This is a genomic window from Halomonas sp. M4R1S46, assembly GCF_025725685.1.
Classification (GTDB): domain Bacteria; phylum Pseudomonadota; class Gammaproteobacteria; order Pseudomonadales; family Halomonadaceae; genus Halomonas.
Genome location: NZ_CP107008.1, coordinates 1,416,894 through 1,431,518, shown reverse-complemented (window position 1 = coordinate 1,431,518; position 14,625 = coordinate 1,416,894). Strand labels below are relative to the sequence as shown.

Here is a 14,625-nt window from a genome sequence, read left to right as displayed (position 1 = left end):
CACGCCAGCGGAAGTTCCCCCGCTAGTCGTTCAGGGCGCCGTACTTCCCGCGCTGGAAGTCGGCGAAGGCCTGGTGGATCTCCTCCACGCTGTTCATCACGAAGGGCCCGTGGCCGACGACCGGCTCCTCGATGGGTTCGCCGCTGAGCAGCAGCAGCTTGGCGCCGTTGTTGGCCTCGAGGTGCAGCTCCTCGCCGCGACGTTCGAAGCTCACCACGGCCTCGTCGCGCACGATGGTCTCGCCATTGACCTGGACGGTGCCCTCCAGGACCACCAGCAGGGTGGTATGGCCGTCCGGCACCGGCAGGGTGGCATGCCGGCCCGCGGCCAGCCGCACGTCCCACAGGTTGATCGGCGTGAAGGTGCTGGCGGGCCCCGCGTGTCCAAGATACGCCCCCGCCACCACGCGCACCCGGCCGGCCTCGTCGTCCAGCGGCACGCTGGGAATGTCGGCGTCGAGCAGCGTCTGGTAGGCCGCCGGGGTATCCTTGTCCCGAGCCGGCAGGTTGACCCAGAGCTGCACCATCTCCAGCCTGCCGCCTCGCGCGGTGAAGGCCCGGGAGTGGAACTCCTCGTGGAGGATGCCGGCACCGGCGGTCATCCACTGCACGTCCCCCTCGCCGATCTTGCCGCCGCTGCCGGTGGAATCGCGGTGCTCGAGCTCCCCTTCGTAGACCAGGGTCACCGTCTCGAAGCCGCGGTGGGGATGCTGCCCCACGCCGCGCGGCCGCTTGGCCGGCTTGAAGGTGTGGGGACCGGCGTGATCCAGCATCAGGAAGGGGCTGATGTGCTCGGCGCCCATGCGGTCATAGGTGAACAGGGAACGCACGGGGAAGCCGTCGCCGACCCAGTGGCCGTGGGGGGCGCCGTATACCGCCTGGATCTGTTTCATGGTCGGGCTCCAGAGTGTGGTGGGGAGGCATGTGGCCTCGATGCAGGAAGCCTAGGAAAGGAACGCCGCCTACAGTAGATGGTAGAATTCAGACGGACCGTTCCACTGACAGAACAATCAACTCCCCTTTCCAAACACCCCGCGGTGGTGGGCGCCGGGGGCAAGACGAAGCGAGGGTCTTTTGCCATGGATAGCAAAAGTAGCGCCCAAGGACGGGTTTACAGCGCCCTCGCGATGGTCCGACACTTCGGGACTTGCCGCCGGGGAAGCCCATCCTTACTGCAGGGTTGTGTGAGGAGTTATCAATGCCGGACCTCAACGACCTCTACTACTTCGTTCAGGTGGTGGATCACGGAGGGTTCGCCCCCGCCGGCCGCGCCCTGGGCATCCCCAAGTCCAAGCTGAGCCGGCGCATCGGCCAGCTGGAGGAGCGCCTGGCGACCCGGCTGCTTCAGCGTTCGACGCGGCATGTCTCGGTGACCGAGCTCGGCCAGGCCTACTACCGACACTGCGTGGCGATGCTGGTGGAAGCGGAGGCCGCCGAGGAGCTGATCGCGCGCCACCGCGCCGAGCCGCAGGGCACCGTACGGCTGAGCTGCTCCCCCAGCGTGCTGCACTACCTGATCACCCCCCTGCTGGTTCGCTTCATGGCCCGGTGTCCGAAGGTGGAGGTGCAGGTCGAGGCCACCAGCCGGCGCGTCGACGTGGTCAAGGAAGGCTTCGACATGGCGATCCGCATCCGCTTCCCGCCCCTGGAAGACAGCGACCTGACCATGAAGGTCCTGTCGCGCAGCCCCCAGCGGCTGGTGGCGGCCCCCGGCCTGTTCGCGGACCGCCCGCGCCCCCGCACGCCTGCCGACCTGTGCCAGCTGCCCAGTCTGGATTTCGAGCAATACCACAAGCAGCACGCCTGGGACCTGGTGGGCCCCGAGGGTGCCACCGCCCAGGTCCACCACCGGCCGCGCCTGGTGACGGACAGCGCCGAGACACTGCATGAAGCGGCCCTGGCCGGGATGGGTGTGGTCAAGCTGGGCCTGCTGGTCGCCGAGCGCGACCTCCAGGCCGGCCGGCTGGTCGATGTGCTGCCGGGCTGGGAGCCCCGCGGCGGCATCCTGCATGCCGTCTTTCCCTCCCGGCGCTGCCTGCTGCCCTCGGTCCGGGCCCTGCTGGACTTCCTCGCCGAGGAAATCGCGGAAGAGGATTTCATCCTGGCCTAGGAGCCTGCTTCGTTAAATAGCACGCTACTCGCCTCAACAGATCGATAAATTTGACTCGAAATCCGTGAATCTCGTGACGATCGGTCAAATCCGACAGGCTCCTAGTGAGACGCCCCGCCGCGGGGCCGGTAGAAGGCGAACCTGCCGACGTCGACCGTCTTGTCGAATTCCGCGGCCCAGGGAGGGAACACCGAGCGGTGGTGGAAATAGAGGGCACCGTCGGTGCGGTCGCTGAGCTGCTGGTTGAGGGCGCGCCGGGCGATCTCCTTGGCCTGCGCATAGGCGGCGTCCTCGTCGGCCTCGTCCACACGACCGTCACACCACCAGGAGAACTGGCAGGCGCCCTGCTCGGCCCCCTGCCTGACCACCGCGCAGACCGTGTCGGGGAAGCCCTCGTGGGCGAGGCGGTTCATCACCACATTGGCCACGGCCTCCATGTCGGCGACCGTTTCGCCCCGGGCCTCCCAGTAGATGCTGCGGGCCAGGCAGGTGATGGCATCGTCCAGCGGCTCTTCACCGCTCGGGTCGACCGCCTGGGCCTCCGGCTTTTCGATGGTGACGGCCGGCGTGTCGGGGCCGTCCTCGCCCGCCTCCGCCACACTTTGCTCCAGCTGCGCCGCCTTGCGCTCGGCCACCTCGGCCGACTCGTCCGCCATGGCCAGGGGCACCAGCAGGCCGGCGGCCAGCCAACACACGAAGAAACGCCAAGACTGGCGCATGCCATGTCTCCGGGCGTCTCTCGCCAGGCCAACTTCCTCGACAGTCGCCGGGACGCCGACGACACCCGGATCGGCAGGCCCGGACAGCGGCTGGCGAGACCCATCGTGCCGCCCCGCAGGGCGGGCCGATGCCATCTCAGTGTAGCCTCAAGCCCGCCATGACGGGCGCTGTCAGGGGGATCCCAGGGGGCCAGGGGGCCAGGAGGCTAGGCGAAGGTGCGGATCCGGGCGGCGAGTTCGGCGAGCCGCTCGTCGTCGGCCCGGCGGTAATCGTGCGAGGACAGGTAACCCTCGTAGCGCTCGAAGTACTTGTCCACCCGTGACTCCACGGCCTGGAAGGTCGGGTCGTTGCCCGTGCCATGCATGGGAAACAGCTTGCTGTGGAGGTGATCGACGCCGTAGCCCTCGAAGAACATGCCAGTGCGGGCGACGCCTTCCAGCGCCCGGTCCAGCAACCGAGCCACGCGCTTGGTGGCGAGCATCAACTGGCACAGCACCTCGTCCGACTGGTCGAAGGCATAGCTCGCGTGGTGGACCTTGGGAATCACCACGGTGAAGCCCGGCGTATTGGGGTAGAGGGAGAGGAAGGCCAGGTGCGCCTCGTCTTCCCATATCCGATGACAGGGCGAGCGCCCCGCGACGATGTCACAGAAAATGCAGCTCATGGGTGGTTCCTCCTTGAGCCGGCTGACCAGCGCGGCCAAGCGCGCCGTTGTGGCGTCCCACCGCGGGGCCGGCGTGGTATCCTTGTCCCTTCATCCACCACCCTATCATGCCCCTGTGAGGAGATTCCCATGACTCAGGCATCCGCCCGTCACATCCTGGTCAGCAGCGAAGAACAGTGCCAGGCCCTCAAGGCCGAGATCGAAGGCGGCCGCGACTTCGCCGAGGTCGCCCGCGAACATTCCCAGTGCCCGTCCGGCCACCAGGGCGGCGAGCTCGGCAGCTTCGGCCCGGGCCAGATGGTGCCGGAGTTCGACAAGGTCGTGTTCTCCGCTGAGCTCAACAAGGTCCAGGGTCCCGTGAAGACCCAGTTCGGCTACCACCTGCTGGAAGTCACCAGCCGCACCTGATCCGCGGTGAGGACCCGCGATCCCCGGCGTCCTCCCAGGCGGACCCTGACCAACGAAAGCCGCGTGTGGGCCACCACCGCGGCTTTCGTCTTTGGTGGGCGATGTTCCATGGCGCCAGCCGCGCTAGGATGGGAGGGCAGCCCACCCATAAGGAAATACCGATGAATGACGAGACCTTTCACCAGAGCATCCGCAAGCTGCTGAAGACCGTCGGGGTCCAGTCCCAGCAGCACATCGAGGAGGCCGTGGCCCAGGCGCTGGCCGAGGGACGACTGGCGGGTGACGAGTCCTTGCCGGCCAGTGTGACGCTGGAGGTGGCCGGGCTCGAGCTGAAGGTGGAGTTCCGGGGAGACATCGAGCTTGAGTGACGACACCGTGATCCGCGTCGAGGGCCTGTCGAAGACCTATGACAGCGGGTTCCAGGCGCTCAGCGATGTGGACCTCGCGATCCGCCGCGGCGAGATCTTCGCCCTGCTCGGCCCCAACGGCGCCGGCAAGACGACCCTGATCAGCGTGATCTGCGGCCTGGTCAATGCCAGCCAGGGCCGGGTGCTGGTGGATGGCCACGACAACGTCCGCGACTTCCGCCGCGCCCGGGAACGCATCGGCCTGGTTCCCCAGGAACTGACCAGCGAGGCCTTCTCCACGGTCTGGGACACGGTGAGCTTCAGCCGCGGGCTGTTCGGCAAGCCGAAGGATCCCGCCCATATCGAGAAGGTGCTGCGCTCGCTGTCGCTCTGGGAAAAGCGGCGCAACCGGCTGATCACCCTCTCCGGGGGCATGAAGCGCCGGGTGCTGATCGCCAAGGCGCTGGCCCACGAGCCCGAGATCCTCTTTCTCGACGAGCCCACCGCCGGCGTCGATGTCGAGCTGCGCCGCGACATGTGGGAGGTGGTGCGGGGCCTGCGCGACAGCGGGGTGACCATCATCCTGACCACCCACTACATCGAGGAGGCGGAGGAAATGGCCGACCGCATCGGGGTGATCCGCGGCGGCTCGCTGGTGCTGGTGGAGGAGAAGCGCGAGCTGATGCGCAAGCTCGGTAGAAAGGAACTGACGCTGCACCTGCGCGAGCCGATCTCGCGGGTACCGACCACCCTCAACGGCCACCGGCTGACCCTGGCCGATGACGGCCATGCCCTGGTCTACACCTATGACGGCCGCCACAACGGCGAAGACGACCAGGCCGGCATCGCCGAGCTGCTGGCCGACCTCGATGCCGCCGGCATCCGCTTCAAGGACCTCCACACCCGGCAGAGCTCGCTGGAGGAAATCTTCGTCAACCTGGTCAGGGAGCGCACATGAACCTGCAGTCCGTGAAGACCATCTACCTGGCGGAGATGGCCCGCAGCCTGCGTACGGTGCTGCAGAGCATCGTCTCGCCGGTGATCTCCACCTCGCTGTACTTCGTGGTGTTCGGCGCGGCCATCGGCACCCGCATCAGCGAGGTGGACGGGGTCAGCTACGGGGCCTTCATCGTGCCCGGCCTGATCATGCTGATGCTGCTGACCCAGAGCGTCTCCAACGCCTCCTTCGGGATCTTCTTCCCGCGCTTCTCGGGGTCGATCTACGAGATCCTCTCCGCCCCCATCTCGTACTTCGAGGTGGTGCTCGGCTTCGTCGGCGCGGCGGCCACCAAGTCGGTGCTCCTGGGATTGATCGTGCTCGGCACGGCCAGCCTCTTCGTGCCCTTCTCCATCGCCCATCCGCTGGTGATGCTGCTGTTCCTGGTGCTCACGGCGCTGACCTTCAGCCTGCTCGGCTTCATCATCGGCATCTGGGCCGACGGCTTCGAGAAGCTGCAGCTGGTCCCCCTGCTGGTGATCACCCCGCTGACCTTCCTCGGCGGCACCTTCTACTCCATCGACATGCTGCCGCCCTTCTGGCAGGCGGTGACGCTGGCCAACCCGGTGGTCTACCTGGTCAGCGGCTTTCGCTGGAGCTTCTACGGCCTGGGCGACGTCAGCATCTGGGCGAGCCTGGGCATGATCGCGCTGTTCCTGGCGGTCTCGCTGGCGGTGGTCAGCTGGATCTTCCGCACCGGCTATCGCCTCAAGCCCTGAGGGGCAGCCGAGTACGGGGTGGCTGCGGTATCATCGCCGCCTTTCCACCGCAAGTCGCGAGGTCCCCCATGCCGATCCTGCACAGCATCATCCACCGCATCGACAAGGGCGACGGCGAGACGCCGGCGCGCCTCGCGCCCGCCCAGGCGGAACTGGCCGCCTCCCCGGCACTCGACGACCTGCTCGCCGGGCTGGGCGACGCCTATCACGCCAAGACCAAGACCTGGGGCCGCTTCGTCGACGACGAGGAGGCCGCCGGCCCCTTTCCCGTCGCGCTGGCCCGCTACCTGGAGGACGGCCTCGACTTCGCCGAGCTGACCCGGGCGCTGGCCGAGCGCCTGGCCCCGCTGATCGATGCTCACCTGCCGGTGGGCGGCCACTTCCTGGTCATCGACCACCGCCAGGGCGAGGCCCGTTACCTGATCATGGCACTGCTGCACCATCGCCAGGGATTCGGCATCAGCGAGACGCTCGAGGTGGTGCCGAGCCACCAGCTCAACCTGACCCAGATGACGCTGGCCGCGCGGCTCGACATCGGCCAGTGGCAGGGCGGCTCGTCCTCGCACCCCTACCTGTCCTGGACCCGCGACCGCGGCGGCAAGAAGCTGGCCGAGGGCTTCGCCGAGGTGCTGGGAGCACGGGAGCAGGTCGATGCCACCCAGGAGACCCGCACCCTGCTCAAGGCCTTCAGCGACTACGTGGAGCAGGAGGACCTGCCCGAGGAGGCGAGCCGCGAGAAGACCGACGCCCTGATCGACTACGCCAGCGACCAGGCGAGCCGTGGCGAGCCGATCACCCTGGAGGAACTCTCCGAGCTGGTCGACGAGCAGCAGCCCAAGGCCTTCTTCGATCACATCCGCAACAGCGACTATGGCCTGGCGCCGGAGATCCCGCCGGACAAGCGCACCCTCAAGGCGTTCCGGCGCTTCACCGGGCGCGCGGCGGGCGTGTCGATCAGCTTCGACTCCCACCTGCTGGGGGCCGCCGTGGAGTACGATGAGGAGCAGGATCGCTTGATCATCAAGAAGGTGCCCAACGGCCTGCGTGACCAGCTCAAGCGGCGCCAGGAGTGATGCGCCCGCAGCCGCCTATCGCGGGAGACGCCAAGCCGAACTAGTCTGTCGAAAGGGCCCCATGGAGCCGTCTCACCGTGATTGCATCGGACCGTCATGTCCTGACGCCGTGGACCGCGGAGTTTACCGATCCTCGGCTGGAAGCCGACTATCGGCGTTCCGTGCTGCCCCGTACCGCCGGCCAGCTGCAGACCTCGCTGCTGGTCATCGCCCTGCTGTTCACCCTGCTGGGCCTGGCCGACTATACCCTGCTCGGCGCATCGCCGACCTTCTTCCTGCTGTTGACCCTGCGCGTGCTGGTGGCGATCGCCTGCCTGCTGACCTGCCTCGCCGTGCGCCGGCAACCCGCCCGGGTGTTTCGCTTCCTGCCCCTCAACCCGGTGCTCTGGCTCGGCTGCCTGGTGATCATCCTGATCGTGCCGCTGCGCGCGGAATCCATCGGCATCCATGCCCCCTCCACGGCCGTCGCCGTGATGGCCCTCTACCTCTTCGTGCCCAACCGCCTGCCGTGGATGATCACGGCCAGCCTGCTGCTGAGCCTGGGCTTCCTGTCGGCGATGGTGATCTGGGCCGCGGTGCCCGCCGGCGTCACCCTCATCCAGGCGGTCGTGCTGCTGTTCGCCAACACCGTGGGGCTGATCACCGCCCGGCGCCTGGCGCGCCTGCAGCGCGAGCAGTACGCCTCGCTGCTCGACGAGCACGCCTTCAACGAGCGGCTGAGAAACGAGATCGGCGATCACCTGCACCTCGAGGAGCGGCTTCGCCACATGGCCGGCACCGATGAGCTCACCGGCCTCGACAACCGTCGGCGCTTCTTCGAGCGTGCCGACCAGGAACTGCGTCGCGCCCTTCGCCATGGCTCGCCACTGAGCTTCTGCATGGTCGATATCGACCACTTCAAGGCCATCAACGACCAGCATGGCCACTCGGTGGGCGACCTGGTACTGGCCCAGGTGGCAACCCGCCTGCGCGAGCACCTCCGCGGGGTCGATTTCATCGGGCGTTTCGGCGGCGAGGAGTTCGTCATCGCCCTGCCCGGTGCCGACCTGGCGGCCGCCCGGGAAGTGGCCGAACGCTTGCGCGGCTGCATCGCCGAGCTGCCCCACCCCGACTCCGGCATTCCTCGCCGGTTGAGCGTGACCATCGGCATCGCCCGGCTGGCTCCCGGCGAGACGACCCTGGCCCCGGTGCTGAAGCGGGCCGACCAGGCGCTGTATCGCGGCAAGGCCAGCGGCCGCAACACCGTGGTGCTGGTCGACGAGCGGGAGGAGCCCGGGCTCGCGGCGGTGGAAGGCTGAGCGACCGACCGCGCGGGTCGAGGCCTTCCTGGACGAGGCAGGCAACCCCTAGGAGTGCAAGGGGGCGGATCGGTTCGGTGGAGAGGCTGGCCCGTTGCGTGTGGGGCGAGGGAGCGCGCCGATCACCCCGGCTCACCGGCCAGGTGAGGCACCAGCCACTGCCGGAGCTGTGGCCCCTGCAGCAGCCCCGGCTGGCGCGCCACCTCCTGACCGCCCCGGAACACGATCAGGGTGGGAATGCTGCGGATGCCGAAGCGGGCGGCGAGCCCCTGTTCGGCCTCGGTGTCGAGCTTGGCGAAGCGCATGCGCGGCTCGAGCTGCCGGGCCGTTTCGGCGAAGATCGGCGCCATCGTCTTGCAGGGGCCGCACCAGCTGGCCCAGAAGTCCACCACCACCGGCAGCTCGCTGCGCCCCACCAGGGCATGGAAGTTGGCCCCGGTCAGCTCGACGGGCTCGCCGGAGAACAGCGGCAGCTTGCACTTGCCGCAGCGGGGACCGGACGCCAGGCGGCCGGCGTCGACGCGATTCAGGGCGGCACAGTGGGCACACCCCAGGACGAGGGATTCGGACATCATGCGGCTCCGCGGGCAGGGATCACTGCCGACGACTATGGCCGCTCGACGGGGCTCCATCAAGCCCATGCAGCCTCGCCGGTGGGCTGGTAACGTGCCATGAGACCGACGCCCTCCCCACCCGCTCCCGGAGAACGCCATGGGTCCAAGGCCTGATCCGCGTGTCCTGCTGCGCCTGCTGGGGCTGCTGCGTCCCTACCGCTCTCGGCTGCTGCTGGCGGGACTCGCCCTGCTGGTGGCGGCCGGCTGCGTACTGTTGCTTGGCCAGGGCCTGCGCCTGGTCATCGACCAGGGCTTCCTGGCCCGCGATGCCCGGCAGCTCAACCAGATCCTGATGGGCATGATCGCCGTGGTGGCAGTGCTGGCCGGCGCCTCCGCCCTGCGCTACTACCTGGTGACCTGGATCGGCGAGCGGCTGGCCGCCGACCTGCGCCGCCGCGTCTTCGACCGGCTGCTCGACCTCGAGCCCGGCTTCTTCGAGAGCGCGCAGGAGGACGACCGCGGCGCCGGCGAGATCGCCTCGCGGCTGACGGCGGACACCACCGTGCTGCAGAGCCTGTTCGGGTCCTCGGTGTCGCTGGCGCTGCGCAACCTGCTGCTGCTGATCGGCGCCGCAGGCCTGATGCTGGTGACCCAGCCCTGGCTCTCGGCGCTGGTGCTGCTGGGGATTCCCGCCACCCTGGCCCCGATCCTCTGGTACGGGCGCCGGGTACGCCGCCTCTCGCGCCATAGCCAGGACCGGGTGGCGGAGCTGGGCCGCTACGCTGGCGAGGCCCTGTCGGGGATCCGCACCATCCAGGCCTTCAACCACGAGGAAGCCGACCGCCGCGGCTACGGCCGTCGCGTCGAGGAGGCCTTCGACACGGCGATCGCGCGCAGCCGCCAGCGGGCCTGGCTGACCGGGGCCGCCCTGCTGGTGGTGTTCGGTGCGGTGGGCATCATGCTGTGGCAGGGCGGCCGGGCGGTGCTCGCCGGCGACCTCACCGCCGGGGAGCTCTCCGCCTTCGTCTTCTACGCCGTGCTGGTCGCCGGGGCCGTGGCCACCCTGGCCGAGGTGGCCGGTGACGTGCAGCGCGCCGCCGGGGCCGCCGAGCGCCTGCTGGAGCTGCAGGACGCCCGGCCGCGGATCGCCGCCCCGCCGGCGCCCACCGTCCTGCCCCGACCGATCGCCGGCGCGATCCGCCTCGAGGCGGTGGACTTCACCTACCCGGGCCGCGAACGCCCGGCGCTGGCCGGGCTGGACCTGACAATCCAGTCCGGGGAACGGGTCGCCCTGGTCGGGCCCTCCGGGGCCGGCAAGAGCACCCTGCTCGCCCTGCTGCTGCGCTTCCACGACCCCGACCGTGGTCGGCTGAGCCTGGATGGCATCGACCTCCGGGACCTCGACCCGCATGCGCTGCGCGCGGTGATCGGCCTGGTGGCCCAGGAGCCGGTGCTGTTCACCGGTTCCGCCGCCGAGAACCTGCGCTTCGGCAAGCCGGACGCCAGCGACGAGGAGCTGCGCCAGGCCGCCCGCGACGCCAACGCCCTGGACTTCCTCGAGGCCCTGCCCCAGGGCCTCGACACGCCCCTGGGCCCGGGCGGGGTACAGCTCTCCGGCGGCCAGCGCCAGCGCCTGGCCATCGCCCGAGCCCTGCTCAAGTCACCCGCCGTGCTGCTGCTCGACGAGGCCACCAGCGCGCTGGATGCCGAGAGCGAGCGGCTGGTCCAGCAGGCCCTGGACCGGCTGATGACCGACCGCACCAGCGTGGTCATCGCCCATCGCCTGGCCACGGTGGTGGCCGCCGACCGCCTGCTGGTGATGGACGAGGGACGGCTGGTGGCGGCCGGGCGCCACGACGAGCTGCTCGCCTCGAGCCCCCTCTACCGACGGCTCGCCGACCTGCAGTTCGGCCGGCCGCCAGGGGCCAGGGCCGCCGGTGGCGCCTGAGGCGGCTGCGCCGGGCGCCGACTCAGAACAGGCCGAGCTGACGATCGATCAGGGCCGCGAAGTCGTCGCCCACGAAGGGCAGGATGGCATCCGCCACCGGCCGCAGCTGGCTCGTCAGGTAGTGGTCGGTGTCGATGACCGAGCGCCGGCGCTCCAGGGGCTCCGGCCCGGCCACCGTCATCACGTAGCGGATCCAGCCGCCCTGCTGGTACTGGCGCGGCCGCCCCAGCCGGTCGTTGACCTCGTCGGCGAGCCGGGCGGCCCGCACGTGGGGCGGCACGTTGCGCCGGTAGTCGGAGAGTCGCCGGCGCAGGCGCTTGCGATAGACCAGCCGGTCGTCGAAGTCGCCGGCCAGGGTGCGACGCACGTAGTCGCGCACGAAGTCCCGGTAGGGCTCGCCGGTGAAGATGCGTCGGTAGAGCTCCTGCTGGAACTCCTTGGCCAGGGGCGTCCAGTCGCTGCGCACGGCTTCCAGGCCCTTGAAGACCACCCGCTCCCGCCCCGCCGCGTCACGCACCAGCCCGGCATAGCGCTTCTTGCTGCCCGCCTCGGCGCCGCGGATGGTGGGCATCAGGAAGCGCCGGTAGTGGGTCTCGAACTGCAGCTCCAGGGCGCTCTGCAGGCCGTACTCGTCGGCCAGGTGCGCGCGCCACCAGGCATTCACCCGGGCCACCAGCCGTCGGCCGATCGCCGCCGCCTGCGCCTCGGGATGCGCGCTGCCGAGCCAGACGAAGGTGGAGTCGGTATCCCCGTAGATAACGGTATATCCCTCGGCCTCGATCAGCGCCCGGGTGCGGCGCATGATCTCGTGGCCGCGCAGGGTGATCGACGAGGCCAGGCGCGAATCGAAGAAGCGACAGCCCTTCGAGCCCAGCACCCCGTAGAAGCTGTTCATGATGATCTTCAAGGCCTGGGCGAGCGGGACATTGCCGGCGGCCTTGGCGGCCTCGCGCCCCGCCCAGAGCTGCGCCACGATGGCCGGCAGGGCATGCCGCGTGCGCGAGAAGCGCGCCCCGCGAAAGCCCGGCACCGAGGCGGCCTCCGAGGGGTCGGCCAGGCCCTCGAGCAGCCCCGCCGGGTCGATCAGGAAGCTGCGGATGATGGCGGGATAGAGGCTCTTGAAGTCGAACACCAGCACCGAGTCGTAGAGGCCGGGGCGGGAATCCATGACGAAGCCGCCGGGGCTCTCGGCGGACTGCCCCTCGCCGAGGTTCGGCGCCACCAGGCCCAGGCGATGCAGGTGCGGCAGGTAGCGGTGGGTGAAGGCCGCCACCGACCCGCCGCTGCGGTCGGCGGGAAGCCCGGTCACGCAGGCCCGCTCCAGCAGGAAGTCCAGCAGCTCGGTGGCCGCGAAGATCCGTGTCACCAGCTCGCAGTCCCGGAGGTTGTAGCGCGCCAGCGCCGGCTTGTCCTCGGCGAACATGCGCAGGATGTCGTCCAGGCGCTGGTAGGGACTGTCGATGGCCTTGCCCTCGCCGAGCAGGGTGCGGGCGACGTTCTCCAGGCTGAAGGAGGGGAACTGCCAGGTGGCCGAGCGCAGCGCCTCGATGCCGTCGATGATCAGCCGCCCCGCCGCCGAGGCCACGTAGCGGTTGGCCTGGTGGCCATGGGCACGCCACTCCAGCGTTTCCCCGCCGCGGCCCAGCCGCAGCGCCACGCCACACCCTCGGGCATGCTCGTGGAGGATCCGCAGGTCGAACTGCACCAGGTTCCAGCCGATGATCGCGTCCGGGTCGTGCTCGGCGAACCACTGGTTCAGCCGCTCCAGCATCTCTGCGCGGCCGGCGCAGTAGCCGAGGCGGAAGTCGAGCCCCTCGGCCTCGCCGTTGGGCGGGCCCAGCATCAAGACCCGACGCTCGTCGCCGCTCTGCAGGGCAATGGAGTAGAGCTCGCCCCGGGCACTGGTCTCGATATCCAGCGACACCAGCCGCAGCCGGGGGCGATAGTCCGCGGCGGGCCCGAGTCGCGCCGCCACCAGGCCGCCCTGCCCGTCGGGCTCACCCTCGACACTGACAGATGCGGTGATAAAGCGCTCCATCAGGTAGCGCTCCGGCGGGCGGATGTCGGCCTCGTAGAGCGCCACGCCGGCGTCCTTCAGGCGGCGCGCCAGGGCGACCAGCCGGCGGTGCTGCCGGCAGTAGAGCCCCAGCACCGGGCGACGCTGGAAGTCGCACAGCGACAGCGGCCGCAGGTCGACGTCCGACGCGTCGCGCAGGGCGGCCGCCGCCCGCTCGCGCTGCTCCGCCGGCAGGAAGGCCACCGACGGCCGGGGCGGCAGGCGTACCCTGAGCGGCCCGGCGTCGGTCGCCAGCCAGAACGCGACCTCGATGCCCTCGGGCGTGTCCTGCCAGTGCCGGGTCAGGATGAACCCCTGTCGTGACTCCACCGCCGTTCCTCGCCCGCTGCCCTCGACGCCTCGATCTTACAGGCGCCCGCCCCGCCTCACACCTTGATCACCGGATCGGGAGGGATGCTCGATGATCCGGAATTCCGGCATCGATCGGAGCGCCGCCGGCTCCGCCACTACCGGATCGTGGTCGGGCACCTCGGCATGCAGCGCGAAATCGGTCCACAGGGTGAGGCCATGGAAGCGCACGCCGCTCAGGGTCAGGCTGCGGTTGTCCAGCAGGTGGATGCCCAGCCGCGCTGGCCAGTTCGGTGCGCAGCCTCGCCATGCAGGTGCCGTAGAATTCGTGGTTGCCGGGCATACACAAGTAGCTGGCCCTACCTCGCTTCAGGATCTAGCGGAGTTGCTGCATCAGGCGTTGTAGACTGGACGTGGGGAGAGTCAGCCGTGGCAGCGTGTAGCCCAGATACCCCCGATTCCAGGGGCGATCCACCGCACTCTTGGCGCGGTTGCCCGTCAGCCGGAGTGAGCTCTCGAGAAAATCACTCAGGCTGGCCATGACACGCTCGCCCGCCCGCCGGCTCCTGACATACACTTACAGGTCGTCAGCGTAGCGGCAGACGCGGTGTTGCCGCCCGCTCATCGCAAGATGAGTGGGCTTGGATTACCGATGAGCATCACTTGGCCCTGGCCGGTAATTTCGTACTATTCCTCTATGAGACTATCCGTTGGCTGGCGATAAATATTCATGATGTTCTGATTCCATGTCTCGAAATGCTGATCCATGGCCTGGCGGGCCTGCTCCCTGTCTCGAGTCTTAACGGCATTCACGATGGCAATATGGATCTTGTTGGTCTTCTCCTGGGCGACTATCGATCGCCGTGCCAGCACGCGGCGCTGATGAAGCACCTTCTTTAGCACAGATGACAGGCCTTGGAAAATAATCAGGATGGCAGGGTTCTTGGCCATGATAGCCAGCTGTTCATGGAACTCATAGTCAGCCTGGATTCCTTCCAGTACATCCTTGGAATTCACGATCCTGTCGCAGATCGCTTCCAGCGTTTCTATTTCCGAGTCCATGTGGTTGACCGCGGCAGCCTGGATGATCTCCCGCTCGAACATTTCCCGTGCGGTTTCCAGATGATCGACCGAGATGTAATTCAGCTTTAGAGCCAACTCGAAATACAACTGGATGAAGATCGGCTCCGGCATCTTGAGGAAGGTGCCACTGCCCTGTTTCCGCTCGATAAACCCCAAGCTCTGCAAGACAGAGAGAACATTTCTAACTGACGTTCTATGCATGCCGAAATGGTCGCAAAGAGCTCTTTCGGGAGGCAGCTTCAAGCGACCATCCTTGGAAAGCTCTGACACGGAAACGAATTCCTTGAGTCTATCCAGAAGTCTCGGGTCAATATCGTTCATAGGGTCACCTCATCCCGCC

General features: G+C 68.5%; 14 protein-coding genes. 8 read left to right on the top strand and 6 right to left on the bottom strand.

Going from position 1 to position 14,625, the window contains the following annotated elements; all coding sequences use genetic code 11:
- Positions 1-22: 22 nt before the first annotated feature.
- Entirely contained in the window at positions 23-892 is an 870-nt protein-coding gene (locus OCT48_RS06790; protein WP_263591943.1) for a pirin family protein, read from the bottom strand.
- Positions 893-1,197: 305 nt separating this feature from the next.
- Here OCT48_RS06790 and OCT48_RS06785 point away from each other — a divergent pair, with 305 nt between their 5' ends.
- Positions 1,198-2,109 carry a LysR family transcriptional regulator gene (locus tag OCT48_RS06785; RefSeq protein ID WP_263591942.1) on the top strand — a complete coding sequence of 304 codons (912 nt, stop codon included), beginning with the start codon at positions 1,198-1,200 and terminating at the stop codon, positions 2,107-2,109.
- A 101-nt stretch (positions 2,110-2,210) separates the two neighbouring features.
- Here OCT48_RS06785 and OCT48_RS06780 read toward each other — a convergent pair whose 3' ends face one another.
- Together OCT48_RS06780 and OCT48_RS06775 are read right to left on the bottom strand one after the other, a co-directional pair.
- Complete coding sequence (locus OCT48_RS06780) at positions 2,211-2,828, bottom strand: cell wall hydrolase (protein ID WP_263591941.1); 618 nt, start codon at positions 2,826-2,828, stop codon at positions 2,211-2,213.
- A gap of 206 nt (positions 2,829-3,034) precedes the next feature.
- Positions 3,035-3,493 (bottom strand): HIT family protein, encoded by a 459-nt coding sequence (locus OCT48_RS06775; protein WP_263591940.1) that lies wholly within the window; start codon positions 3,491-3,493, stop codon positions 3,035-3,037.
- 129 nt (positions 3,494-3,622) lie between these two features.
- On the opposite strand from OCT48_RS06775, the gene OCT48_RS06770 reads away from it, so the two are divergent.
- The 6 genes from OCT48_RS06770 to OCT48_RS06745 all read left to right on the top strand — a co-directional run bounded on the left by OCT48_RS06770 (position 3,623) and on the right by OCT48_RS06745 (position 8,335).
- The gene (locus tag OCT48_RS06770; protein WP_263591939.1) at positions 3,623-3,901 is read left to right on the top strand and encodes a peptidylprolyl isomerase; all 279 of its coding nucleotides are present in this window, start codon (positions 3,623-3,625) and stop codon (positions 3,899-3,901) included.
- Positions 3,902-4,062: 161 nt separating this feature from the next.
- The gene (locus OCT48_RS06765; RefSeq protein WP_263591938.1) at positions 4,063-4,269 is read left to right on the top strand and encodes a DUF6494 family protein; all 207 of its coding nucleotides are present in this window, start codon (positions 4,063-4,065) and stop codon (positions 4,267-4,269) included.
- Positions 4,262-5,206, top strand: a complete 945-nt coding sequence (locus OCT48_RS06760) for an ABC transporter ATP-binding protein (protein WP_263591937.1) — start codon at positions 4,262-4,264, stop codon at positions 5,204-5,206. The genes OCT48_RS06765 and OCT48_RS06760 overlap by 8 nt, the downstream gene beginning before the upstream one ends.
- On the top strand, positions 5,203-5,964 hold the full coding sequence (locus tag OCT48_RS06755; protein ID WP_183385160.1) for an ABC transporter permease: 762 nt from the start codon (positions 5,203-5,205) through the stop codon (positions 5,962-5,964). Before OCT48_RS06760 ends, OCT48_RS06755 begins: the two co-directional genes overlap by 4 nt.
- 68 nt (positions 5,965-6,032) lie before the next feature.
- On the top strand, positions 6,033-7,037 hold the full coding sequence (gene yejK, locus OCT48_RS06750) for a nucleoid-associated protein YejK (protein WP_263591936.1): 1,005 nt from the start codon (positions 6,033-6,035) through the stop codon (positions 7,035-7,037).
- A gap of 77 nt (positions 7,038-7,114) precedes the next feature.
- Positions 7,115-8,335, top strand: coding sequence for a GGDEF domain-containing protein (locus tag OCT48_RS06745; RefSeq protein WP_263591935.1), 1,221 nt, complete (start codon positions 7,115-7,117; stop codon positions 8,333-8,335).
- 122 nt (positions 8,336-8,457) lie between these two features.
- On the opposite strand, the gene trxC is transcribed toward OCT48_RS06745, so the two are convergent.
- Entirely contained in the window at positions 8,458-8,907 is a 450-nt protein-coding gene (gene trxC, locus OCT48_RS06740; protein WP_263591934.1) for a thioredoxin TrxC, read from the bottom strand.
- Positions 8,908-9,046: 139 nt separating this feature from the next.
- On the opposite strand from trxC, the gene OCT48_RS06735 reads away from it, so the two are divergent.
- Positions 9,047-10,837, top strand: a complete 1,791-nt coding sequence (locus tag OCT48_RS06735) for an ABC transporter ATP-binding protein/permease (RefSeq protein ID WP_263591933.1) — start codon at positions 9,047-9,049, stop codon at positions 10,835-10,837.
- 22 nt (positions 10,838-10,859) lie between these two features.
- On the opposite strand, the gene OCT48_RS06730 is transcribed toward OCT48_RS06735, so the two are convergent.
- On the bottom strand, positions 10,860-13,223 hold the full coding sequence (locus tag OCT48_RS06730; RefSeq protein ID WP_263591932.1) for a DNA polymerase II: 2,364 nt from the start codon (positions 13,221-13,223) through the stop codon (positions 10,860-10,862).
- Positions 13,224-13,889: 666 nt separating this feature from the next.
- Positions 13,890-14,606, bottom strand: coding sequence for a FadR/GntR family transcriptional regulator (locus tag OCT48_RS06725; RefSeq protein WP_263591931.1), 717 nt, complete (start codon positions 14,604-14,606; stop codon positions 13,890-13,892).
- Positions 14,607-14,625 lie beyond the last annotated feature (19 nt).